The organism is Kitasatospora sp. NPDC001683, from assembly GCF_053596495.1.
Window position 1 is genome coordinate 1 of sequence record NZ_JBSFGK010000039.1, and the last position, 23,796, is coordinate 23,796.

Annotated in this window: 22 protein-coding genes; 18 read left to right on the forward strand and 4 right to left on the reverse strand. The window is 73.3% G+C overall.

The genetic code is table 11. The features are described from left to right. Positions 1-190: 190 nt before the first annotated feature. Together ACWCYO_RS21410 and ACWCYO_RS21415 are read right to left on the reverse strand one after the other, a co-directional pair. Positions 191-709, reverse strand: a complete 519-nt coding sequence (locus ACWCYO_RS21410) for a DUF3515 domain-containing protein (RefSeq protein ID WP_270143815.1) — start codon at positions 707-709, stop codon at positions 191-193. Positions 710-728: 19 nt separating this feature from the next. Continuing rightward, the gene (locus ACWCYO_RS21415; protein ID WP_270143814.1) at positions 729-962 is read right to left on the reverse strand and encodes an Lrp/AsnC family transcriptional regulator; all 234 of its coding nucleotides are present in this window, start codon (positions 960-962) and stop codon (positions 729-731) included. Between the two features lie 209 nt (positions 963-1,171). Here ACWCYO_RS21415 and ACWCYO_RS21420 point away from each other — a divergent pair, with 209 nt between their 5' ends. The 3 genes from ACWCYO_RS21420 (at position 1,172) to thiD (ending at position 4,202) form a co-directional block, all read left to right on the forward strand. Then, the gene (locus ACWCYO_RS21420) at positions 1,172-2,137 is read left to right on the forward strand and encodes a thiamine-phosphate kinase (protein WP_449785112.1); all 966 of its coding nucleotides are present in this window, start codon (positions 1,172-1,174) and stop codon (positions 2,135-2,137) included. A gap of 217 nt (positions 2,138-2,354) precedes the next feature. Next, positions 2,355-3,380, forward strand: coding sequence for an ATP-dependent 6-phosphofructokinase (locus ACWCYO_RS21425; protein WP_270143811.1), 1,026 nt, complete (start codon positions 2,355-2,357; stop codon positions 3,378-3,380). Positions 3,381-3,404: 24 nt separating this feature from the next. Beyond that, the gene (thiD, locus tag ACWCYO_RS21430) at positions 3,405-4,202 is read left to right on the forward strand and encodes a bifunctional hydroxymethylpyrimidine kinase/phosphomethylpyrimidine kinase (RefSeq protein WP_270143809.1); all 798 of its coding nucleotides are present in this window, start codon (positions 3,405-3,407) and stop codon (positions 4,200-4,202) included. 145 nt (positions 4,203-4,347) lie between these two features. On the opposite strand, the gene rpmB is transcribed toward thiD, so the two are convergent. Beyond that, positions 4,348-4,533: a 50S ribosomal protein L28 gene (gene rpmB, locus ACWCYO_RS21435; protein WP_014138233.1), complete on the reverse strand. Its 186-nt coding sequence runs from the start codon at positions 4,531-4,533 to the stop codon at positions 4,348-4,350. A gap of 282 nt (positions 4,534-4,815) precedes the next feature. Here rpmB and ACWCYO_RS21440 point away from each other — a divergent pair, with 282 nt between their 5' ends. The 10 genes from ACWCYO_RS21440 to mutM all read left to right on the forward strand — a co-directional run bounded on the left by ACWCYO_RS21440 (position 4,816) and on the right by mutM (position 15,028). After that, positions 4,816-6,447 (forward strand): DAK2 domain-containing protein, encoded by a 1,632-nt coding sequence (locus ACWCYO_RS21440; RefSeq protein ID WP_270143807.1) that lies wholly within the window; start codon positions 4,816-4,818, stop codon positions 6,445-6,447. Between the two features lie 155 nt (positions 6,448-6,602). Then, positions 6,603-8,840, forward strand: a complete 2,238-nt coding sequence (gene recG, locus ACWCYO_RS21445) for an ATP-dependent DNA helicase RecG (RefSeq protein WP_449785113.1) — start codon at positions 6,603-6,605, stop codon at positions 8,838-8,840. Between the two features lie 105 nt (positions 8,841-8,945). Continuing rightward, positions 8,946-9,479, forward strand: a complete 534-nt coding sequence (locus ACWCYO_RS21450; protein ID WP_030288025.1) for a hypothetical protein — start codon at positions 8,946-8,948, stop codon at positions 9,477-9,479. Between the two features lie 254 nt (positions 9,480-9,733). Further along, a complete protein-coding gene (rsmD, locus tag ACWCYO_RS21455; RefSeq protein WP_270143803.1) occupies positions 9,734-10,318 on the forward strand; it encodes a 16S rRNA (guanine(966)-N(2))-methyltransferase RsmD in 585 nt (194 codons plus the stop codon). Between the two features lie 49 nt (positions 10,319-10,367). Further along, positions 10,368-10,859, forward strand: coding sequence for a pantetheine-phosphate adenylyltransferase (gene coaD / locus ACWCYO_RS21460; protein WP_270143802.1), 492 nt, complete (start codon positions 10,368-10,370; stop codon positions 10,857-10,859). 182 nt (positions 10,860-11,041) lie between these two features. Continuing rightward, the gene (locus ACWCYO_RS21465) at positions 11,042-12,268 is read left to right on the forward strand and encodes an ATP synthase F0 subunit B (protein WP_449785114.1); all 1,227 of its coding nucleotides are present in this window, start codon (positions 11,042-11,044) and stop codon (positions 12,266-12,268) included. A 173-nt stretch (positions 12,269-12,441) separates the two neighbouring features. Next, positions 12,442-13,110: a YceD family protein gene (locus tag ACWCYO_RS21470; protein WP_270143798.1), complete on the forward strand. Its 669-nt coding sequence runs from the start codon at positions 12,442-12,444 to the stop codon at positions 13,108-13,110. Positions 13,111-13,112: 2 nt separating this feature from the next. Continuing rightward, on the forward strand, positions 13,113-13,286 hold the full coding sequence (gene rpmF, locus ACWCYO_RS21475; protein WP_030056747.1) for a 50S ribosomal protein L32: 174 nt from the start codon (positions 13,113-13,115) through the stop codon (positions 13,284-13,286). Between the two features lie 20 nt (positions 13,287-13,306). Continuing rightward, positions 13,307-14,095, forward strand: a complete 789-nt coding sequence (rnc, locus tag ACWCYO_RS21480) for a ribonuclease III (protein ID WP_270143791.1) — start codon at positions 13,307-13,309, stop codon at positions 14,093-14,095. Between the two features lie 54 nt (positions 14,096-14,149). Further along, positions 14,150-15,028 carry a bifunctional DNA-formamidopyrimidine glycosylase/DNA-(apurinic or apyrimidinic site) lyase gene (gene mutM, locus ACWCYO_RS21485; RefSeq protein WP_270143789.1) on the forward strand — a complete coding sequence of 293 codons (879 nt, stop codon included), beginning with the start codon at positions 14,150-14,152 and terminating at the stop codon, positions 15,026-15,028. A 5-nt stretch (positions 15,029-15,033) separates the two neighbouring features. Here mutM and ACWCYO_RS21490 read toward each other — a convergent pair whose 3' ends face one another. Continuing rightward, the gene (locus ACWCYO_RS21490) at positions 15,034-15,954 is read right to left on the reverse strand and encodes a DMT family protein (RefSeq protein ID WP_270143788.1); all 921 of its coding nucleotides are present in this window, start codon (positions 15,952-15,954) and stop codon (positions 15,034-15,036) included. A gap of 311 nt (positions 15,955-16,265) precedes the next feature. Here ACWCYO_RS21490 and ACWCYO_RS21495 point away from each other — a divergent pair, with 311 nt between their 5' ends. The 5 genes from ACWCYO_RS21495 to ftsY all read left to right on the forward strand — a co-directional run bounded on the left by ACWCYO_RS21495 (position 16,266) and on the right by ftsY (position 23,737). Then, complete coding sequence (locus ACWCYO_RS21495; RefSeq protein WP_449785115.1) at positions 16,266-17,633, forward strand: hypothetical protein; 1,368 nt, start codon at positions 16,266-16,268, stop codon at positions 17,631-17,633. Between the two features lie 150 nt (positions 17,634-17,783). Beyond that, the gene (locus tag ACWCYO_RS21500) at positions 17,784-18,083 is read left to right on the forward strand and encodes an acylphosphatase (protein ID WP_270143785.1); all 300 of its coding nucleotides are present in this window, start codon (positions 17,784-17,786) and stop codon (positions 18,081-18,083) included. 411 nt (positions 18,084-18,494) lie between these two features. Then, a complete protein-coding gene (locus ACWCYO_RS21505; RefSeq protein ID WP_270143783.1) occupies positions 18,495-18,698 on the forward strand; it encodes a hypothetical protein in 204 nt (67 codons plus the stop codon). 157 nt (positions 18,699-18,855) lie between these two features. Next, entirely contained in the window at positions 18,856-22,476 is a 3,621-nt protein-coding gene (gene smc / locus ACWCYO_RS21510) for a chromosome segregation protein SMC (protein ID WP_449785116.1), read from the forward strand. Between the two features lie 49 nt (positions 22,477-22,525). Then, the gene (gene ftsY, locus ACWCYO_RS21515) at positions 22,526-23,737 is read left to right on the forward strand and encodes a signal recognition particle-docking protein FtsY (RefSeq protein ID WP_270143779.1); all 1,212 of its coding nucleotides are present in this window, start codon (positions 22,526-22,528) and stop codon (positions 23,735-23,737) included. The last annotated feature ends 59 nt before the right edge of the window (positions 23,738-23,796 follow it).

The following is a 23,796-nucleotide window of genomic DNA, read 5'->3' on the forward strand; positions in this document are numbered from 1 at the left end:
GGGCCGCTTCGGGCCCGGTGCCGACGGTCGGCGCTCCGGCGCTCGTTCCTCGCTTGTCGCTTCTCCCTTTCGGCACCGGCGCGGCCCTTCGGCTCGGGGCGGGGACTCGCCCGCTCGCCGGCCGAAGGGGCTCGGGGCGGGGACTCGCCCGCTCGCCGGCCGAAGGGGCTCGGGGCGGGTGCTCGCCCGCTCAGCCGGGGATGTTGGCCTTGACCTCCGGGGTCAGGGCGGCGGCCGGGTCGAAGGGGTTCTGCGCTGCGCCGGCCGGCACGGTCACCTCGACGTAGGCGGCGCGCATGGTCGTCACGAAGCGGTAGCCGCCGTCGCTCAGCTTCTGCGACCACCAGGTGACGCCGTCGACGGTCGGGGACCAGTCCTCGGCGTGCGGGCCGTCCAGCTCCTCCGGCCGGTCGACGCCGCACCGCAGCACCGTCCGGGGCGAACCGCCCCAGACGGCCACGTACGGCGAGGCGGGCGACGGGTCCTCGCGGGGGCGGCCGAGCAGCTCCTGCGGGAGCGCGCCGGCCAGTGCCCGGCAGTAGTCGGCCGCCCGGCCGGAGGGCTGCGGCACCTGGATGTCCGGGTCGGCCGAACTCCAACTGCCGACCAGGGCCACCACGGTGCAGGTCAGTACCACCGGCAGGGCCAGCCAACGGACCGGCGCCGGAAGCGCGGTCAGTGCCTCGGGGATGCGGAGTTCTCTGGCCACCCGCCGATGGTAGCCGGGGCTACAGGTGGACCACCGGGCAGGTGAGGGTGCGGGTGATGCCCTCCACCTTCTGGACCTTGGCGACCACCATGCGGCCCAGATCGTCCACCGTCTCGGCCTCGGCCTTGACGATCACGTCGTATGGACCGGTGACGTCCTCGGCGGTGATCACGCCGGGGATCTTCGAGATGGTCTCGGCCACCGCGGTGGCCTTCCCTACCTCGGTCTGGATCAGGATGTATGCCTGTACCACGGGTGACCTCCCGGCGGCCGGTTGGGGGGAGCGCCGCCGTGATCGCCCGGTCTGGCGCAGGGGTGGATGCGGGCTCACCGGCAGGCTGATCACACCACGCTACCGCGCAGCGGGCCGGGGAGGGGAGACTTCGGCACCCTCGAAGGGCGTACGCTGCGCGCGGGGGAGCGCGACGGGGACCGGAACATGGAAACGCGAGAGGACGGCAGATGCAGGGGACCGTGGGCGAGCTCGGCGAGTTCGGCCTCATCAGGGAGCTGACCGCCCGGGTACCGCTCACCGACGCGGTCGACCTCGGCCCCGGGGACGACGCCGCGGTGGTGAAGGCCCCGGACGGCCGGGTGGTGGCCACCACGGACGTGCTGATCGAGAACCGGCACTTCCGCCGGGACTGGTCCACCGCCTACGACGTGGGCCGCAAGGCCGCCGCCCAGAACCTCGCCGACGTGGCCGCGATGGGCGCGGTGCCGACCGCGATACTGCTCGGGCTGGTCGCCCCCGCCGACCTGCCGACCACCTGGGCCACCGAGCTGATGGACGGGCTGCGCGACGAGTGCCAGGTCGCCGGGGCGACGGTGGTCGGCGGCGACGTGGTGCGCGGCGACACCGTCACGCTGGCGATCACGGCGCTCGGCGACCTCCAGGGGCGCGCGGCGGTGACGCGCTCCGGCGCTCAGGTCGGCGACGTGGTCGCGGTGAGCGGATGGCTCGGCTGGTCGGCGGCCGGACTCACCGTCCTGCAGCGCGGCTTCCGCTCCCCGCGCGCCTTCGTCGAGGCGCACCGCCGGCCCGAGCCGCCGTACCACGCGGGCCCGGCCGCGGCCGAGTTGGGCGCGACCTCGATGATCGACGTGAGCGACGGACTGGTCGCCGACCTCGGCCACGTGGCCCGGGCCAGCGAGGTGGACATCGACCTCAAGGCCGCCGACTTCGACGTCCCGGTGCAGATGGCCGACATCGGACAGGCGGTCGGGGTGGACCCGTTGGTCTGGGTGCTGTCCGGCGGCGAGGACCACGCGATCGTGGCGACCTTCCCGCGCGGGGTCCAACTCCCGTCCCGCTGGCGGGTGGTGGGCGAGGTGACCGGTCGCCCGCGGGGCTCGCGCAGTGGCCGGGTGACGGTGGACGGCGCGCCCTGGGACCGGGTCGGCGGCTGGGACCACTTCGCCGAGTGACGTGCTTCGCCGGGTGACGTACCTCGCCGAGTGAAGCAACTCGCCGAGTGACGTACGGAGTACGGCCGACGGCGTGTGGACGCCGGTACGACGCGTGACGCTCCGGGGGTGCGGCGGCGGGCTTCGAGGGTGCGTTTTGCGTAGGCTTGCGGCATCCGAGCCCGCCCGCCGTCCGGCGCGGGTGGTCCGAACCACTGCGAGCGGGAGCACACCACTCATGCGCATCGGTGTACTGACCAGCGGCGGCGACTGCCCCGGCCTCAACGCGGTGATCCGCTCGGTCGTGCACCGGGGCACGGACGTCCACGGCGACGAGATCGTGGGCATCCAGGACGGCTTCCTCGGCCTGATCGAGGGCCGCACCCGGCCGGTCTCGCACGACGACGTCACCGGTCTGCTCACCCTCGGCGGCACCATCCTGGGCTCGGCCCGGGTGCGGCGCGAGCGGATCGTCTGGGCGGTGGAGAACGCCACGACGCTGGCCCGGGACATCGGCATCGACGCGCTGATCGCGATCGGCGGCGAGGGAACGCTGACCGCCGCCAAGCTGTTCAGCGACGCCGGGCTGCCGGTCGTCGCGGTGCCCAAGACCATCGACAACGACATCGACGCCACCGACGTCACCTTCGGCTTCGACACCGCGGTGCACGTGGCGACCGAGGCGATCGACCGGCTGAAGACCACCGCGGAGTCCCACCAGCGGGTCATGGTGGTGGAGTTGATGGGCCGGCACACCGGCTGGATCACCCTCACCGCGGGCATGGCGGGCGGCGCCCACGGGATCCTGATCCCGGAGAAGCCCTTCGACATCGAGGCGGTGGCCCGGATGGTCGAGGACCGCTTCGACCGCGGCAAGAAGTTCGCCATCATCGCCGTCGCCGAGGGCGCCGCCCCGATGCCCGGCACCATGCGCTTCGACCACGGCGACGTCGACCAGTACGGCCACCGGACCTTCGGCGGGATCGGCAACCGGCTCGCCCACGAGCTGGAGAACCTGCTCGGCAAGGAGGCCCGCCCGGTCATCCTCGGCCACACCCAGCGCGGCGGCACCCCGACCGCCCGGGACCGGGTGCTCGCCTCGCGCTTCGGCTGGCACGCGGTGGAGGCCGTCCACCGGGGCGCGTTCGGGCACTTCACCGCGCTGCGCCGGACCGAGATCGAGCTGCTGCCGATCGGCGCCGCGGTGAGCCGGCTGAAGACGGTGCCGGAGGACCGCTGGGCGGAGTCCGAGGCGGTGCTCTGAATCGCCGCAGGTAGGTTGGGAGACATGTCTTCCACCGCACCCCCGCGCGTCCTCACGATCGCCGGCTCCGACTCCGGCGGCGGCGCCGGCATCCAGGCCGACCTCAAGGCGATGCTCGCCCTCGGCGTCCACGGCATGAGCGTGATCACCGCCGTCACCGCGCAGAACTCGCTCGGCGTCCAGGGCTACTGGGAACTGCCCGCCGAGGCCGTCCGGGCGCAGTTCCGCAGCGTGGTGGACGACATCGGGGTGCAGGCCGTCAAGACCGGCATGCTCGCCTCGATCGAGCTGGTCGAGACCGTCGCCGACCTGCTCTCCGGGGTGGACGCCCCGGTGGTGGTCGACCCGGTCGGCGTCTCCAAGCACGGGGACGCGCTGCTGGCCGCCGAGGCGGTGGCCACCGTCCGGGAGAAGCTGCTGCCGGTCGCCACCGTGGTCACCCCCAACCTGCACGAGGTGACGCAGCTCACCGGCCGGACCGTCGAGGACGAGTCGCAGATGCTGGCCGCCGCCGAGGCGCTGCTGGACCTCGGGCCGCGCTGGGTGCTGGTCAAGGGCGGCCACCTGGCGGGCGAGGCCGCCGACCTGCTGTACGGCGGGCCCGGCGAGGTGCACTGGTACCGCGCGCCGCGCTACGACAACCGGCACACCCACGGCACCGGCTGCACCCTGGCCAGCTCGATCGCGGCCGGCCTGGCCAAGGGCGAGTCGCTGCCCGAGGCGGTGGGCTCGGCCAAGGAGTACATCACCGGCGCGATCGCCGGGGGCTTCGCGCTGGGCGCCGGGATCGGCCCGGTGGACCACGCCTGGCGCTGGCGCTAGTCCGAAACGCAGTGGTGGGCGGACTCCCGAGGGAGCCCGCCCACCACTGGTGCGTCCGGAAAGCCTGACCGGTCCCGGAAACAGCGAAGCCGGCTCATCCGGGGATGAACCGACTCACTGGAGGACCGGCATGCCGGTCTGCGCGTCAGCGCGAGACCTTACCGGCCTTGATGCACGAGGTGCAGACGTTGAGCCGCTTCGGCGTCCGCCCAATCACAGCGCGCACCGTCTGGATGTTGGGGTTCCAACGACGGGGGGTACGGCGGTGAGAGTGGGAGATGCTGTTGCCGAAGCCCGGCCCCTTGCCGCAGACGTCGCAGTTGGCAGCCACAGGAGTCACTCCAAGACTTCAGATCAGTTACTTTCGAAAACCCCGCCCACCCACCGGAGCACTCACGTGAACCAGACCGGACCAGGGGGGTGAGCCTGGACGGTTCCAGGCAACCGGAAGAGCATACAACGCTTGCTTCCGTCCCACGAAACTACCATGACCGGCCGAGTGATCGCTCCGGCCGCCGGTCCGGGCGGCCCTGCCCGGCCCCGATAACCTGCGGGTACCACCCCTCATCGTTCGTTCTCAGGCCATATCGGCGTTCCATCCGGAGGAGACCTGGTGCTGCACACGCTCGACGCCCCGGCCGTGCGCACCTGGTGCCAGCTCGCCCTGCGCGCGCTCGGCCAGGCCCGCGAGGAGATCGACGCGCTCAACGTCTACCCCGTCCCGGACGGCGACACCGGCACCAACCTCTACCTGACCGTCGAGTCCGCCGCCGCCGAGGTGGAGAGCCGCTTCACCGACCCCGCCGCCGACCCGGCGCCCGGACTGGCCGACACCGTCCGGGCGATGGCCCGCGGCGCGCTGATCGGCGCCCGCGGCAACTCCGGGGTGATCCTCGCCCAGTGGCTGCGCGGCACCGCCGAGCAGCTCGCCCAGGGCGGCGGCGCCGAACAGCTGCGGGCCGCCCTGCAGCGGGCCGCCGACTCCGCGTACCAGGCCGTCGCGGAGCCCGTCGAGGGCACCCTGCTCACCGTCGCCCGGGTCGCCGCCCGGGAGGCGGTACGGGCCGGGGACGGGCTCGCGCAGGTCGCCGAGACCGCCCACCGGGCCGCCCGGGACGCACTGCGGCACACCCCCGAGCAGCTCGCCGTCCTGGCCGAGAACGGGGTGGTGGACGCCGGCGGGCGCGGCCTGGTGGCCGTCCTCGGCGCGCTGGCCGACGCCGTCGCCGGGCAGCAGCCGATGGGGCCGGTCGCGCTGCGCGCGGACGTCCGGGCGGTGGAGAGCTGCGAGGTGCACCTGCGGCCGCCCGGCCCCGGTCACCCCGCCTTCGAGGTCATCTACCTGCTGGACGCGCCGGACGAGGCGCTGCCCGGGCTGCGCGAGCGGCTCGGCGGGCTCGGCGACTCCCTGGTGATCGGCGGCGGCGACGGCCTGTGGAACGTGCACGTCCACGTGGACGACGCGGGCGCCGCGGTGGAGGCCGGGGTCGAGGCCGGGCGCCCGCACCAGATCCGGATCACCCACTTCGCGGAGGCCGCCGCCCGGGCCGGCACCGCCGCCGAGCGCGGCGAACGCGAGGAGCGGGCCCGCGCGGTGCTCTCCGTGGTCTCCGGCGAGGGGCTGGCCGAGCTGTGCGAGCAGGCCGGCGCCGTCGTCCTGCACGCCGACCCGGACCGCCGCCCGGCCAGCGCCGAACTCGCCGACGCCGTGCGCGGCTCGGGCGCCCGCGAGGTGGTGCTGCTGCTCAACGACCCCGAACTGCGCGCCGCCGCCGGGGCCGCCGCCGACCAGCTGCGCGAGGAGGGCGTGCGGATCGCCGTACTGCCCACCCGTTCCCCGGTGCAGGGCCTCGCGGCGCTCGCGGTGCACGAGGGCGGGCGCCGCTTCGACGAGGACGTGGTCGCCATGACCTCCGCCGCCGGGGCCACCCGGTACGCCGAACTCGCCGTCGCCGAGGGGGAGTCCTGGACCATGGCCGGGGTCTGCCAGGCCGGTGACGTGCTCGGCCTGATCGACGGCGACGTCGCGGTGATCGGCGCCGGACTGGCCGAGGTCGGCGAGAGCGTGCTGGACCGGATGCTCGGCGCGGGCGGCGAACTCGTCACCCTGATCCTCGGCGAGGGCGCCGACCGGGCGCTCGCCGACCGGCTGGTGGCGCACGTCCGGCAGCAGCGGCCGGAGGTGGACTCGGTGGTCTTCCACGGCGGCCAGGAGTCCACGCCCTTGCTGATCGGGGTCGAGTAGGCCGCCCCGAGCCGCCTGTTGAGGCGAGCGGGCGAGCACCCGCTCCGAGCCCCTTCGGCCGGCGAGCGGGCGAGTCCCCGCTCCGAGCCCCTTCGGCGGGCGAGCGGGCGAGTAGCAGCCCGGTTCGTCGGTGCCTTGGTGTAAACAAGGGCCTGATGGGCGCTCTCGATGAACCACTGACCAAGCTCGTCGGCGACCGTACCGCGAAGGTGCTCGCCGACAGCCTCAAGCTGCGCACGGTCGGGGACCTGCTGCACCACTATCCGCGCCGCTACGTCGAGCGCGGCCAGCTCACCAGCCTGGACGAGCTGGAGATCGACGAGCACGTCACCGTGCTGGCCCGGATCGAGAAGGTCACCCTGATCCCGTTCCGCGGCCGCAAGGGCGACCGGCTGGAGGTCGTCGTCACCGACGGCCGCAGCCGGCTCTCGCTGGTCTTCTTCAACCAGGGCTGGCGGCAGAAGGAGCTCAGGGCCGGTGCCCAGGGCCTGTTCGCGGGCAAGGTCGGCGTCTTCAACCGCACCCGCCAGCTGGTCTCGCCCGACTACCAGCTGCTTGACGAGGACGCCACCGCATCGACTGGAGCCGGGTCCGCCGCGCAGCAGTTCGCCGGCCGGCTCATCCCGGTGTACGGCGCCAGCGCGCAGATGCCCAGTTGGAAGCTGTCGATCTGCGTCGAGACCGCGCTCACCAAGCACCTCGGCGACGTCGGTGAGCCGCTGCCCGCCGAACTGCGCGAGCGGCACGACCTGATCCCGCTGCCCGAGGCGCTGGAGCTGATCCACCGCCCGCGCAGCCAGGCCGACCGCGAACGCGCCCAGAGCCGGCTGCGCTGGGACGAGGCCTTCGTCCTCCAGGTCGCCCTCGCCCAGCGCCGGGCAGCCGACTCCGCGCTGCCAGCCAAGCCGCGCAAGCCCCGGGCGGGCGGCCTGCTGGACGCCTTCGACGCCCGGCTGCCGTTCACCCTCACCGAGGGCCAGCAGAAGGTGTCCGCCGAGATCGCCGCCGACCTGGCGACCGAGCACCCGATGCACCGGCTGCTCCAGGGCGAGGTCGGCTCCGGGAAGACCCTCGTCGCGCTGCGCGCGATGCTCGCCGTGGTGGACGCCGGCGGTCAGGCCGTGCTGCTCGCGCCCACCGAGGTGCTGGCCCAGCAGCACCACCGTTCGATCGTCGAGATGATGGGCGACCTCGCCGAGGGCGGCCTGCTCGGCGGCTCCGAACTCGGCACCCGGGTGGCGCTGCTGACCGGCTCGATGGGCGCCCCGGCCCGCCGCCAGGCGCTGCTGGACATGGCCTGCGGGGACGCCGGGATCGCCATCGGCACCCACGCGCTGATCGAGGAGAAGGTCCAGTTCCAGGACCTCGGCCTGGTCGTGGTGGACGAGCAGCACCGCTTCGGCGTCGAGCAGCGGGACGCGCTGCGCGCCAAGGGCGAGCAGCCGCCCCACCTGCTGGTGATGACCGCCACCCCGATCCCGCGCACCGTCGCGATGACCGTCTTCGGAGACTTGGAGACCTCCGTCCTGGACCAGCTCCCGGCCGGCCGTTCGCCGATCTCCACCCACGTCGTGCCCGCGCTGGAGAAGCCCAACTTCCTCACCCGGGCCTGGGAACGGGTCCGCGAGGAGGTCGGCAAGGGCCACCAGGCGTACGTGGTCTGCCCCCGGATCGGGGACGAGGAGCCGGCGGCCGACCCGAAGGCGAAGAAGAAGCGCAAGGCCGTCGAGGAGGACTTCGAGGAGGTCGCTGACGTCGGCGCCGCGAGCGACGAACGACGGCCCCCGCTCTCGGTGGTGGAGACCGCCGAGATGCTGGTGAAGGGCCCGCTGAGCGGCCTGCGGGTGGAGATCCTGCACGGCCGGCTCGCGCCGGAGGCCAAGGACGAGGTGATGCGCCGGTTCGCGGCGGGGGAGGTGGACGTCCTGGTCGCCACCACCGTCATCGAGGTCGGCGTGAACGTCCCCAACTCCACCGTGATGGTCATCATGGACGCCGACCGCTTCGGCGTCTCCCAGCTCCACCAGCTGCGCGGCCGGGTCGGCCGGGGCAGCGCGGCGGGCCTGTGCCTGCTGGTCAGCGAGATGCCCGGGGGCAGCGCCGCCCGGGCCCGGCTGGACGCGGTGGCCGGCACCCTGGACGGCTTCGAGCTGTCCCGGATCGACCTCGAACAGCGCCGCGAGGGCGACGTGCTGGGCCAGGCGCAGTCCGGGGTGAAGTCCTCGCTCAAGGTGCTCTCGGTGCTGGAGGACGAGGAGGTCATCCTCACCGCCCGGACCGAGGCCACCCGGCTGGTCGCCGAGGACCCGGACCTGGCCGCCCACCCGGAGCTGCGCACCGCGCTGGAGAGCCTGCTCGACGAGGACCGCGCGGCCTACATGGAGAAGGGCTGAGCGGGGCCGCCCGCCCCCGGAATTGTCAGACCCCCGGGAGAGAATGAAGTTGTTCAGGACGCACCCTCAAGGTGCGTACCTGGCACGACACTTGGGGGTCCTGCCATGGCATTCCGTCATCTCAACGAGCTCCCGCTGGGCGACAAGGTCTTCCGGATCGAACTCGCCAGCGACGACGACCGCGAGGTCACCCTCACCCTGACCGGCTGGCGCGAGGGGGCGGCCGCCGCGCCGCTCGCCTCGGGCAAGCTCCGCCTGCCGGTCGAGGACGTCGCCTCGCTGCGGATCGCGCTCAACCGCGCGCTGCGGGCGCTGGCGATCGTCGCCGACGTCTCCGAGCCCATCCCCGACCGCGACGTGCTGCGCGAGCTGTACCCGGGCCACGGCGCCCCCTGGGTGCCGCAGCACGAGGAGGAACTGGTCCGGCGCTTCCACGACGGCGAGACCGTCGCCCGGATCGCCGCCCGCTTCGGCCGCACTCCCGACTCCGTCCGGACCAAGCTGCGCGAGCTCGGGCACGACCCGCGCCGCCCCGAGTTCTGCCCGCCCGACGGCTGCCTGTCCTGGTCCCGCTATGCCTCGCCGGCCCTGCTCGGCGCGGCGGTCCCGGGGCAGCAGGCGGGCTCCGAGGCGAGCTGAGGCGTGTCCGACCCCGGGGCCCCGCCGATCACCGGTCGGGCCCCGGGGGCCCGGGGCCCGCTACTCGCCCGCTCGCCTCCGGGGCGCTTGGGGCCCGGTGCCGACGGTCGGGCGCTCCCTCGCTCTCCCCCCAGCCTTCGGCCGGGGGGACCCCCACCGTCGCTCCCTCGCTTCTCCCTTTCGGCACCGGCGCGCCCCTTCGGCTCGGGGCGGGATAGCGTGGTCGGGCAGCGACGAAAGGACCTTCCACCACCATGACCCGCGTGATCGCCGGGTCGGCCGGCGGCCGCCGGCTGGCCGTACCGCCCGGCCGGGGCACCCGTCCGACCTCCGACAAGGCCCGGGAGGCGATGTTCTCCACGCTGGAGGCGTTCCGCGGCACCCTGCACGGGGCCCGGATGCTGGACCTGTTCGGCGGATCGGGCGCGGTCGGCCTGGAGGCGTTGTCGCGCGGAGCCGAGCACGTCCTGCTGGTCGAGGCGGACGGCCAGGCGGCCCGGGTGATCCGGGAGAACGTCCGCACGATCGGCCTGCCGGGCGCCGAGGTGCGGGCCACCAAGGCGGAGAAGGTGATCGCCGGGCCGCCCCCGCAGACCCCCTACGACCTGGTCTTCCTCGACCCGCCGTACGCCGTGACGGACGAGGAGGTGCGCGAGATGCTGATCACACTGTCGGCTGGGGGCTGGCTCGCGGAGGACGCACTCGTCACCGTGGAGCGCAGCACCCGTGGCGGCGAGTTCGGCTGGCCCGAGGGTTTCGAGGTGCTGCGCTCCCGCCGCTACGGCGAGGGCACGCTCTGGTACGGTCGCGCCGCCGCCGGGGCCAGCGATCACGAGTAGCGGGCCGCGGCCCGCAGCAGCCGTCACCCCACGAGGGAGCACACACGCCATGCGCCGAGCCGTCTGCCCCGGTTCGTTCGACCCGATCCACAACGGCCACCTCGAGATCATCGAGCGGGCCTCGAAGCTGTACGACGTGGTGCATGTCGCGGTCCTGATCAACCGGAACAAGCAGGGCATGTTCACCGTCGAGGAGCGGATCGGCCTGATCGAGGAGGTCACCGCCCAGTTCGGGAACGTGGTGGTCGAGTCGCACCACGGCCTGCTGGTGGACTACTGCCGGGAGCGCGGCATCCCCGCGATCATCAAGGGCCTGCGCGCGGTCAGCGACTTCGACTACGAGCTGCAGATGGCCCAGATGAACCACGGTCTGACCGGCGTGGAGACGCTGTTCCTGCCGACCTCGCCGACGTACAGCTTCCTCTCCTCGACGCTGGTCAAGGAGGTCGCCTCGTACGGCGGCGACGTCTCGCACCTGCTGCCGGAGAGGGTGCACGGCCGCCTGGTCGAGCGGATCGCGGAGCGCAAGGCCGAGCAGTAGGGTTCGTCCTTTTCTGCCGGTTCGTCACGTCTTGTCCGGAGTGGCGGAGACGGGTTCGACTCGGGCGTTGTGAGGTGGCCGCACGGGGGCCGTACAGTCTGTATTCCTGCCCTGCGGTGAGGTCCACCGCGCCGGGCCTGCCTCCGCCGGACCGTCGGCGGCACACGGAAAGACGAAGCCCCGTGGACGTGCAGAACAAGGTCGACGAGATCGTGGCGGCGGTCGAGAACGCCCGCTCGATGCCGATGTCGGCCTCCTGCGTGGTGAACCGGGCCGAGCTGATCGGCCTGCTCAACGACCTCAAGGCGGCCCTGCCCGCCGAACTCGCCCAGGCCCAGTCGGTGATGGCCGACCACGAGCAGGTGGTGGCGGACGCCCAGGCCGAGGCCGACCGGATCATCCAGGGCGCGCACGCCGAGCGCGGTTCGCTGATCTCCGACACCGAGGTGGTCCGTCGGGCCCAGGCCGAGGCCGACCGGATCCTGGCCGAGGCCCGCGCCGAGGTCGACACCCAGCGCGCCGAGGCCGACGACTACGTGGACAGCAAGCTCGCCAACTTCGAGGTCGTGCTGACCAAGACGCTCGGCGCGGTCGGCCGCGGCCGCACCAAGCTGCGCGGCGACTCCGGCGCCTTCGAGACCGACGGCGAGACCGACGGCGAGGAGTTCCAGCCGCAGCGGCTCAGCCCGAGCCCCGAGGTCGACGAGTACGTCGATGTGAAGCTCGCCACCCTGGAGAACGTGCTCAGCGCGACCCTGGAGGCGGTCGGCAAGGGCCGCGACAAGCTGCTCGGCAAGAAGCCGATCGACGAGCTGGGCGCCTACCTGGCCGCCGCCGACGAGGCCCAGCAGGCCAAGGAGCGCGCCGAGGCGGTGGCCGCCGGCTTCGCCGCGGACGCCGACGCCGACGGCGCCGACCTCGCCTGGTACCGCGAGGACGTCCCGCAGCAGCAGACCTGGCCGGAGCAGACCCCGGCCGCGGCCGACTGGCAGGCCCCCGGCGCCGACCAGTACGCGGCCGCCGCCCAGCACCAGGGCGGACAGCCCCACGACGGTCAGCACCAGACCGGCCAGCACCAGGTCGGGCAGTACGCCGAGGGGTACGGCGGCGGCTTCGACCCGGCCGCCCAGGGCGACCCGTACAACACCCAGTGGGGCCACCAGCAGGGCGGCTACCCGCAGCAGCAGCCCCACTACGAGGGCCAGCAGCACCAGGCCCAGCAGCAGGGCGCCTACGGCTATCAGCAGCAGGACGGCTACGCGGCCCAGCCGTACGACGGCTACCACTACCCGCAGCAGCCCGCCCTGCCCCCGGCCGTCACGCACCAGCAGCAGGGCCTGGACGAGACCAGCTTCTTCGACACCAGCATGATCGACATGACCCGGCTGCGTGAGCTCGGCGGCCGCTGAGCAGCCCGGGCGGGAGCGCGCGGGAGGCTCCTGACGGGACCGAAGTTGGGCCTGACGGGAGACTCCGGTAGTCTGACCACTCCGGCATCCCCATGTCCGGCTGTCGGCTTGCCCGCGCAAGGTCGACTGGTGATGGGGGCCACAGCTTTGATTCCTATGGAAGTCAGGACACCTTGAACCGCCTCGACCACCGCGACCCCCTCGTGTTCGACACGCACGAGCTGGGCCGTCGTCCGGGCGCGATGCGCAAGGTGAGCCGGACCCTGGAGGCCCCCGAGGGCTTCGGGATCATCGACGTGATCGGCGTCCCGGAGAAGAGCCCGATCGACCTGGAGCTCCGCCTGGAGTCCGTGGTCGAGGGCGTGCTGGTCACCGGCACCGCCGAAGCCCACGTCGAGGGCGAGTGCGTCCGGTGCCTGGAGCCCGTCGACTTCGACGTCGACGTGGACTTCCAGGAGCTGTACTACTACCCGGAGTCCGACGAGCGTCACCGCGCCCGGACCACCGGGACCGATGACCTCGACGAGGACTCGGAAGAAGAGACTTACCGCCTGGAGGGCGATTTCTTCGACCTCCAGCCGGTGCTGCGTGACGCGGTGGTGCTCGCACTGCCGCTGCAGCCGGTGTGCCAGGAAGACTGCCTGGGCCTGTGCTCCGAGTGCGGAGCGCGCCTGAGCGACGACCCGGCGCACCACCACGACGCCGTCGACCCCCGGTGGGCGGCTCTGCAGGGACTCTCCGCCGACACCGGCGACGAGGCCCGTGGCGAAGCCGCTGATCTGCGGCGGGGAATCAAGAACAGCGACACCCGTGAGGGTCTCGCCGAGAACCAGGAGAAGTAGCCGTGGCTGTTCCGAAGCGGAAGATGTCGCGCAGCAACACGCGCCACCGCCGGTCCAACTGGAAGGCCGTCGTTCCGGCCCTCGTGGCGTGCGACCGCTGCCACGAGCCGAAGCTGGGCCACATCGCGTGCCCGAGCTGCGGCACGTACAACCGTCGCCAGGTCCTCTCGGTCTGATCGGCGGGGTGCACGGATCGATGTCGGACGGTAACTCCACCCGCAAGGCGTCCCCTGCCTCGAAGGGTTCTTCGGGCAGCGGCAAGGCCGGCGGGCCGGCTTCGACCGAATACGACGTCCTGGAAGGGCGCCTCGGGTACACGCTCGAGCGCGCCCTTCTGGTACGCGCCCTGACCCACCGCTCGTACGCGTACGAGAACGGGGGTCTGCCCACCAACGAGCGCCTGGAGTTCCTCGGCGACTCGGTGCTGGGCCTGGTGGTGACCGACACCCTCTACCGCGTCCACCCGGACGTCCCGGAGGGCACGCTCGCCAAGCTGCGCGCCGCGGTGGTCAACTCCCGCGCGCTCGCGGACGTCGGCCGGGGGCTGGACCTCGGCGCGTTCATCCGGCTCGGCAAGGGCGAGGAGGGCACCGGCGGCCGCGACAAGTCGTCGATCCTCGCCGACACCGTCGAGGCCGTGATCGGGGCCATCTACCTGGACCGCGGTCTGGAGGCGGCCACCGAGTTCGTCCACCGGCTGTTCGACCCGCTGATCGAGGAGTCCTCTCAGCTGGGCGCCGGCCTGGACTGGAAGACCAGCCTCCAGGAGCTCACCGCCTCGGTGGGCATCGGAGTGCCGGAGTACGTGGTCATGGAGTCCGGGCCGGACCACGAGAAGACCTTCACCGCGGCGGCCCGGGTGGCCGGTGAGGACTTCGGCAGCGGCGTCGGCCGCTCGAAGAAGGAAGCCGAGCAGAAGGCCGCCGAGAGCGCCTGGCGTGCGATCAAGGAGAAGTACGCCGACCGGCTGCCCGCGGGCGCCTGACGAAGAAGTAGCCTTCACTCCTGCCGATCCCTTCGATGCAGGAGGCCCGTTCCCGTGCCCGAACTCCCCGAGGTCGAGGTCGTCCGCCGCGGTCTGGCGAACTGGGTCGCCGGGCGGACCGTCGACCACGTCCAGGTGCTGCACCCGCGCGCGGTGCGCCGTCAGCCGGCCGGCGCGGCCGACTTCGCGGCGCGGCTGACCGGCACCACCCTCGGCACCGCGCAGCGCCGCGGCAAGTACCTCTGGGTGCCACTGAGCGGCAGCGGTACGGGCTTCTCGCTGATCGGCCACCTCGGGATGAGCGGCCAACTCCTCGTCCAGGACCCGTCCGTGCCGGACGAGACCCACCTGCGGGTCCGGCTGCGCTTCACCGACGGCGGGCGCGAGCTGCGCTTCGTCGACCAGCGGACCTTCGGCGGCCTGGCCGTCGAGGAGGCCGAGGAGGGCGACCCGGAGGGCACCCCGGTCTCCATCGCGCACATCGCCCGCGACCCGCTCGACCCGCGCTTCGACGACGCCGCCTTCGTGGCCGCGCTGCGCGCCAGGCGCACCACGGTCAAGCGCGCGCTGCTCGACCAGACCCTGATCAGCGGCGTCGGCAACATCTACGCCGACGAGGCGCTGTGGCGCTCCAAGCTGCACTACGACCGCCCGACCGCGACGGTCACCCGCCCGCAGGCCGCGCTGCTGCTGGCCAACGCCCGGGACGTGATGACCGCGGCGCTGGCCGTCGGCGGCACCAGCTTCGACAGCCTGTACGTCAACGTGAACGGCGAGAGCGGCTACTTCTCCCGGGACCTCGACGCCTACGGCCGGGAGCACGAGCCCTGCCGCCGCTGCGGGACGGCGATCCGACGGGCCGCCTGGATGAACCGCTCCAGCTACTTCTGCCCCCGCTGCCAGCGCGTCCCGCGGGCCCGCAGCGGGGGCTGAGGCCCTTATTTGCGGGCGAGCTCGGGCTGGTCGGCGGACGCCTCGCCGAGGGCGCCGTGGTCGCCCTGACCGAAGTAGGCGACGCCGACCGCCGAGACCACCGCGAGCAGGAAACCGAGCACGCCGAGCCAGGCCAGGCCGGCCTTGGAGGAGTCGCCGAGCCACAGCACGCCGACCGCGCCGGGCAGCACCGTCTCGCCGACCACCAGCGCGGCGGTGGCACCGTTGACCGAGCCGATCTGCAGCGCCACGGTGTGGATGTACATGCCGCCGAGGCCGCCGATCACGATCGCGTACAGCGCCGGGTCGGAGAGCAGCGTGCCGAGCTGGAACGGGTCGAGGCCGTTCAGGATGCGGACGCCGACGCCCAGGCCGCCGAAGCCGAGGCCGGAGAGCAGACCGGCCACGATCGCGCCCTTGGCGCCCATCCGGCGCACCAGGAGGCTGCCGCCGACCAGCAGCACGGTGGTGATGATCAGCACCCACCAGTGGAACGCCATCGCCGCGTGGTGACCGCCCTCCGGGCCGGCCGCGACGGCCAGCAGCACCAGCGCCGAGCAGAGCACCCCGATCGAGGCCCACTCCAGCTGCTTGAGCCGGATGCCCAGCAGCTTGATGCTCAGCACCGCGGTGATCACCAGGTTGGCGCTGATGATGGTCTGGGACAGGAACAGCGGCAGCAGCCGCGCGGCCAGGGCGCCGAGCAGGAAGCCGACCAGGTCGAGCACCGTGCCGAGGACGAACTCCCAGGTGACGGCGGCCTTGGCGGTGGAGGACAGGCTCGGCCCGCCGTGCTCGGTGGTCGAGGTGGTGGCGCCCCTGGCCGCCTCCTCCCGGGCCGAGCGTCGGGATCCGACGGCCTGCAGGACCGAGCCGGTGCCGTAGCAGGCGGATGCCGCCACGGCCGTGACGAGGCCGATGATCACCGAGCGCTCCGATCGGGTGTTGGGTCAGGAACGGGCTGGGTCAAGAAAAGGCAATGGGACCAGCGGTCCGGGGTCCAGTGTGCCCGTTCGCGCGGTACGGTCGGCACGCCCCATCGAATGCCCGGAGCCCGCCGGGCCGTACGTCCGGCCGCCTCTCGTGGTTCCCACGCCCCAGCCGTCTCAGGGTCGACTGAGGGAGATCTCATCCCCGCGAAGGGGAGCCGACCCGGCGGATGGCGGGGAATCTTGTCATAACCAGTATGCGAAGGGTATGGCGTGCTTTTCCGCCGGTCACGGTAGCGTCGGGGACCATGAGAACCCTTGCACGACGTACCCGGGGCGCCGGGCCACTTGCCCTGGTGGCGGCGCTGCTCGGGCTGATGCTCCTCCTGGCGCCCTCGGCATCGGCCGCCGGCGGCCTGAGCGATGCCGCGGCCACCCTGAAGAAGGGGCAGGTCTACGTCGCCCCGCAGATGCTGGACCGCTTCAGCCAGGCCCAGGCGGACGCCCTGACCAAGAAGATCGAGAAGGCCGACAAGCCGATCTTCATCGCGGTCGTCCCCGACGCCGCCAACAAGGACACCGTCCTCACGGACCTGCGCACCCTGGTGGGCATCGACGGCGTCTACGGCGTCTGGCGGGGCACCGGCGGCTTCATGGCCCGCTCCGACCGCGGCGCGATGGCCGCCGGCGTCGCGGACCGGATCGGGGGCGCCGTCACCCGCGCCGACAAGGGCGACATCAACGCCACCCTGAACGACTTCGTCGACCAGGCCGCCCCGCAGACCAAGGGCACCGGGGTCAACCACAGCACCTCGATCGCCTGGGTCATCATCCCGGTCGTGCTGGTGGTGCTGGCCGGCGCCGGTGTCTTCTTCCTGTTCCGCCGCGCCAAGAAGCGCAAGGAGGAGCAGGCCCGGGCCGAGCTGGAGCAGCTGCGCCGCGTGGTGGACGAGGACATCACCGCCTTCGGCGTGGAGCTGGAGCGGCTCGACTTCAACCCGGGCGCGGCCGACGCGGACGACGCCCAGCGCACCGACTACAGCCGCGCCCTGGACTCGTACGAGAAGGCCAAGCGGCTGATGGGCGAGGCCAAGAAGCCCGCGGACGTCAAGCAGGTCACCGAGACGATCGAGGACGGCCGGTTCCAGCTGGCCACCCTGGCGGCCCGGCGCGAGAAGCGACCGCTGCCCGAGCGCCGTCCCCCGTGCTTCATGGACCCGCGGCACGGCCCGTCCGTCAAGGACGTCGACTGGGCCCCGGCCGGCGGCTCCGCCCGCAGCGTCCCGGTCTGCCAGGCCGACGCGGACCGGGTGGCGGCGGGCCTCGACCCGGCGGTGCGCACCGTCGACACCGAGTACGGCCCGCAGCCGTACTGGAACGCCGGCCCGGCCTACGCGCCGTACGCGGGCGGGTACTACAGCGGCTTCGGCGGCGGCCTGCTGCCCGGCCTGCTCGTCGGCACCGTGCTCGGCTCGATGATGAGCACCCCGTCCTACGCGGCGGAGCCGTACATGGACGGCGGCCACGGCGGCCACGGTGGCTACGGCGGTCACAGCGGCTACCAGGACCAGTACGAGGGCGGCGACTACACCGGCGCCGACTTCAACGCCGCGGACTTCGGCGGCAGCGACTGGAGCGGTGGCGGCGACTTCGGTGGTGGCGGCGGGGACTGGTGACCCGCTGATCCGAGCCTGACCCCACGGCCCCGCCGGTGCGCTCCGGCGGGGCCGTTCCGCGCCCGGAAGACCCGGCGTGCAGCTGCCGTGCTGGACGGTCGAGCGCCAGGCGGAGCTGTGACCCACCCCGCCGCCCGTTAGGGTCGGGGCATGCACGGTCGCGATGCCCACAGTGATGAACCGGTCCGGGTGACCGCCTGGGTCCGGGGGAAGGTCCAGGAGGTCGGGTTCCGCTGGTGGACCAGGGCGCGGGCGCTGGAGGTCGGCCTGACCGGCTACGCCAGCAACCTGGGCGACGGCCGGGTGCAGGTGGTGGCCGAGGGCCTGGCCGCGGACTGCGAGCAGCTGCTGGCCCTGCTGCGCGGCCCCGACACGCCCGGCGCGGTGAGCGGTGTGACCGAGATCTGGACCGCCGTCGGGGCAGGTTACGAGGGCTTCGAGATCCGCTGAGCCCCGGTTTTCCGGCCCCACACCGAGGTCTTCCGGAAATGATCGGCAACCGTCGGTGTCATACGGTTGCCATTCGGGCAGACTCGTGGTTGACTCCGCATCGAACGATGATCCACGAGCACGTGGTGGACCCGGGCCCGAGACCCCCAGGCGTGACGACACCGCCGGGCAGGTGACAGGGGCGCGGTAGCGTGCGGTGATCGTGTTGACCCGTACCGTCTTTGGTGAGACGCTTGAAGCCCGCGCACACGATCGCGTTTCCCGGCAGGCGCATGCCCTCGTGAGCCCAGCTCACGGTGGTTGTGCCGTAGTGCCCAGCCAGCACTTCCGGTGCGCGCCGCGCGTGCGTCCCCCTTCCCCCTAGACCTGTACCGTTCCGGTTCGGTCACTCAGCGTGGAGGACCATTCATCATGGCAAAGGCGCTTCTCGGGTACGTCGGCGGCCCCGACCCGCGAATGCTCTCCGAGATGCGACGGCTTCAGCAGCGCGTCCAGGACCTTGAAGCCGAGCTCCTTCGGATGCAGGCTGAGAACGACGCTCTCACCGCTGTCGCTGGCGAGCACTCGCTGCTCAACAGCATCGATCTGGATCAGCGGGAGCCGGCACTCACCTGAGTCCCGCCCCGGTCCTCGCAGATCGACGCCGCTGTGCACTGAGCCGCCCCGAAAGGGACGCAGCTTTGCAAGGGACGCCCTGATGTGGCGTCCCTTCGTCGTGTCGGACTCCGGATACAGTCGGTTCCCGTCCTGAGCGATTGAGGAGACCGGCCGCGTGCACCTGAAGAGTCTGACGCTGCGCGGGTTCAAGTCCTTCGCCTCCAGCACCACCCTGCGCTTCGAGCCGGGCATCACCTGCGTGGTCGGGCCGAACGGCTCCGGCAAGTCCAACGTGGTGGACGCGCTGTCCTGGGTGATGGGCGAGCAGGGGGCCAAGTCGCTGCGCGGCGGCAAGATGGAGGACGTCATCTTCGCCGGGACCAGCGGGCGCGCCCCGCTCGGCCGCGCCGAGGTCAGCCTCACCATCGACAACAGCGACGGCGCCCTGCCGATCGACTACGCCGAGGTGACGATCACCCGGACCATGTTCCGCAACGGCGGCAGCGAGTACGCGCTCAACGGCGAGACCTGCCGCCTGCTGGACATCCAGGAACTGCTCTCCGACTCCGGCATCGGCCGCGAGATGCACGTCATCGTCGGGCAGGGCCAGCTCGACTCCGTCCTGCACGCCGACCCGATGGGCCGGCGCGCCTTCATCGAGGAGGCGGCCGGCGTCCTCAAGCACCGCAAGCGCAAGGAGAAGGCGCTGCGGAAGCTGGACGCGATGCAGGCCAACCTCAACCGCGTCCAGGACCTGGTGGCCGAACTGCGCCGCCAGCTCGGACCGCTCGGCCGACAGGCCCGGATCGCCCGCCGCGCCGCCGGCATCCAGGCCGACCTGCGCGACGCCCGGCTGCGGCTGCTCGCCGACGACCTGCTCACCCTCCGCCGGGCCGTCGAGGCCGAGGTCGCCGACGAACTCGCGCTGCGACTGCGCCGGACCACCGTCGAACAGGAACTCGCCCGCGCGGTGCAGCGCGAACGGGTCCTGGAGGCACAGGTCCAGCAGCTCGGCCCGGGCCTGGAGACCGCCCGGCAGACCTGGTACCGGCTCTCCGCGCTCGCCGAGCGCACCCGCGGCACGATCGGACTCGCCGAGGCCCGGGCCCGGCACGCCGTCGCCGGGGGCGCGACCGAGGAGCGGCGCGGCCGGGACCCGGAGGAGCTGGAACGCGAGGCCGAACGGGTCCGCGAGGAGGAGGCCGCCCTCGCCGAGGCGCTGGAGGAGGCCCAGTACGCGCTGGCCGAGGCCGTCGAACGCAAGGGCGAGCTGGAGCGCGGACTGGCCGTCGAGGAACGCCGGCTGCGGGACGCCGCCCGGGCCATCGCGGACCGCCGGGAGGGCCTGGCCCGGCTGCAGGGACAGGCCGCCGCCGCCCGCTCCCGGGCCGGTTCGGCCCAGGCGGAGATCGGCCGGCTCACCGAGGCCAGGGACGAGGCACTGCTGCGCGCCGAGGCCGCGCAGGGCGAACTGGACGAGCTCCAGCACCAGGTGGACGGCCTGGCCTGGGACGACGAGCAGGCCGAGACCGAGCACCGGCGGGCCCGGGACCGGCTGGCCGAGGTCGAACGCGAACTGGCCGCCGCCCGGGACGCGGCCGGGGCCGCCGAGCGCGAACGGGCCGGGCTCACCGCGCGGCACGAGGCGCTCTCGCTCGGGCTGCGCCGCAAGGACGGCACCGGCGCGCTGCTGGACGCGGGGGAGCGGCTGACCGGGCTGCTCGGCCCGGCCGCCGCGCTGCTGCGGACCGCGCCCGGCTACGAGCTGCCGGTCGCCGCCGCGCTCGGGGCGGCCGCCGACGCGGTGGCCGTCGACTCGCCGTCCGCCGCCGCCGCGGCGCTGCGGCTGCTGCGCGCCCAGGACGCCGGACGGGCCGCGCTGTTGGTCGCCGGGGCGCCGGAAGTTCCCCGGGGCGACGGCGAGTTGCCCGACGGTGCCCGGTGGGCCGCCGAACTGCTCGACGGCCCGGGCGAGTTGCTCGCCGCCGCGCGGAACCGGCTGGCCGGGGTGGTGGTGGTCGCCGACCTGGACGATGCGCTGCGGCTGGTCGCCGAACGCCCCGAGCTGTCCGCCGTCACCATGGCGGGCGACCGGCTGGGCGCCGGCTTCGCCCAGGGCGGCTCCGGTGGCGCGCCCAGCCTGCTGGAGACCCAGGCGGCGGTGGAGCAGGCGGCCCGGGCGATCGACGAACTCGACCTCCGCTGCGCCGAGTCGGCCGAGCGGCTGGCTCAACTCACCGAACTGCGCCGGGAGTCGGCGGCCGAGCTGGAGCGACTCGGCGAGCTGCGGCGGCGGGCCGAGAAGGAACGGGCCCAGGTCGCGGGGGCGCTCGGCCGGCTGGGTGGGCAGGCCCGCGCCGCCGCCGGGGAGGCCGAGCGGCTGTCGGCCGCCGCGGCCCGGGCCGAGCACGGCCTGGCCGAGCTGCTCGCCGCCGCCGAGGAACTGGCCGAACGGCTGGCCGCCGCCGAGGAGTCGGCGGACGCGGGGGAGGACGAGCCGGACCGGGCCGAGCAGCAGCGCCTCGCCGAGGCGGCCTCCGCCGCCCGGCAGGCCGAACTGGAGGCCAGGCTCGCGGTGCGCACCCACGAGGAGCGGGTCCGCGCCCTGGCCGGCCGGGCCGACCAGCTGGACCGGGCCGCCCGCGCCGAGCGCGAGGCGCGCGCCCGGGCCGCCGAGCGTCGCCGGCGCGCCGAGCACGACGCCCGGGTGGCGAACGCCGTCGCGGCGGGCGCCCGGCAGCTGCTGGCCTGCCTGGAGGTGTCGCTGGCCCGCGCGGACGCCGGGCGCGCGGCCGCCGAACAGGCGCTCGCCGAGCGGGAAGCCGAGCTCCGGGAGCACCGCGAGCACGGGCGCGGCCTCAAGGAGGAGCTGGACAAGCTGGTCGACGCCGGGCACCGGGACGAGGTGCTGCGGGCGGAGAAGCGGCTGCGGATCGAGCAGCTGGAGTCCCGCGCGCTGGAGGAGTTCGGCATCGACGGGGGCGAGCTGCTGGCCTCGTACGGGCCGGAGCAGCCCGTCCCGCCGTCAACGCCCGAGGAGGGGCAGGAGCCGGGCGAGCCGTACCCGTACGTCCGGGCCGAGCAGGAGAAGCGGCTGAGGGCCGCCGAGAAGGCGTACCAGCAGCTGGGCAAGGTCAATCCGCTGGCGCTGGAGGAGTTCACCGCGCTGGAGGAGCGCCACCGCTTCCTCGGGGAGCAGCTGGACGACCTCAAGCGCAGCCGGCGCGACCTGCTGGACATCGTCCGGGACGTCGACCAGCGGGTCGAGCAGCTGTTCACCTCGGCGTACCACGACACCGCCGCCCAGTTCGAGGGTGTCTTCGCCCGGCTCTTCCCGGGCGGCGAGGGACGGCTGGTGCTGACCGACCCGGACGACATGCTCACCACCGGGGTCGAGGTGGAGGCCCGTCCGCCGGGCAAGAAGGTCAAGCGGCTGTCGCTGCTGTCCGGCGGCGAGCGCTCGCTCACCGCGGTGGCGCTGCTGGTGGCGATCTTCAAGGCCCGGCCCAGCCCGTTCTACGTGATGGACGAGGTGGAGGCGGCCCTCGACGAGACCAACCTGCGCCGGCTGGTCGGGATCATGGAGGAGCTGCGGGAGAGCTCCCAGCTGATCGTGATCACCCACCAGAAGCTGACCATGGAGTCCGCCGACGCGCTGTACGGCGTGACCATGAAGGGCGACGGGATCTCCCAGGTGATCAGCCAGCGCCTGCGGGAGGGGGCACCTCCCGGTCGCCAGGCTGGGGGAGAGCACCGCGAACGGCGGCGGTCGGGCGTCCGTACGGTGACGGTCTAGCTCCGGCTGCGGTCCATCCGGGCTCCGGTCACGGATACTGGTTGGCGTTATGGAATACGTGATCCTTGCCGTAGTCATCGCCGTGATCGCCATCGGCGCGATCGCGGGCCTCGTCGTTTCCGGCAGACGACGCCAGCAGCTGCCCCCGAAGTCGCAGGCGCCGGTCATCACGGCGCCGAAGACCACCCCGCAGGAGCCCCAGGTCGGCGAGGAGGCCGCGCCGCCGACCGAGGAGCCGCGCCGCACCGTCGAGGAGGTGCCGCTTCCCGAGGCCCCCGAGGTCGTCGAGGTCGAGGCCCCGGCCGAGGCCGAGGTGGCGCCCGCCATCGAGGTCCCCGAGCCCACCGCCGGCCGGCTGGTCCGGCTGCGCTCCCGACTCTCCCGCTCGCAGAACTCGCTCGGCAAGGGCCTGCTCTCGCTGCTCTCCCGCGAGCACCTGGACGAGGACACCTGGGAGGAGATCGAGGAGACCCTGCTCACCGCGGACGTCGGCGTCGCCCCGACCCAGGAGCTGGTCGAGCGGCTGCGCACCCGGGTGAAGGTGCTCGGCACCCGCACCCCCGACGAACTGCGCGGCCTGCTGCGCGAGGAGCTGGTCGAGCTGGTCGGCAAGGACGCCGACCGCACCGTCCGCTCCACCAAGCACGAGGAGGGCCCGGCCGTGGTCCTGGTCGTCGGCGTCAACGGCGTCGGCAAGACCACCACCACCGGCAAGCTGGCCCGGGTGCTGGTCGCCGACGGCCGCAAGGTGGTGCTCGGCGCGGCCGACACCTTCCGGGCCGCCGCCGCGGACCAGCTGCAGACCTGGGGCGAGCGGGTCGGTGCGCGCACCGTGCGCGGCCCGGAGGGCGGCGACCCGGCCTCGATCGCCTTCGACGCGGTCAAGGAGGGCATCGCCGAGGGCGCGGACACCGTGCTGATCGACACCGCCGGCCGGCTGCACACCAAGACCGGCCTGATGGACGAGCTGGGCAAGGTCAAGCGGGTCGTCGAGAAGCACGGCCCGGTGGACGAGGTGCTGCTGGTGCTGGACGCCACCACCGGCCAGAACGGCCTGATCCAGGCCCGGGTGTTCGCCGAGGTGGTGGACATCACCGGCATCGTGCTGACCAAGCTGGACGGCACCGCCAAGGGCGGCATCGTGGTGGCGGTGCAGCGCGAGCTGGGCGTGCCGGTCAAGCTGATCGGTCTGGGCGAGGGCGCGGACGACCTGGCGCCGTTCGAGCCGGGTGCGTTCGTGGACGCGCTGATCGGGGACTGACCGGGAGCTTCCCGTCGATGAGGGTCCGCTCCTCCGGGGGCGGGCCCTTTCGTCTGCCC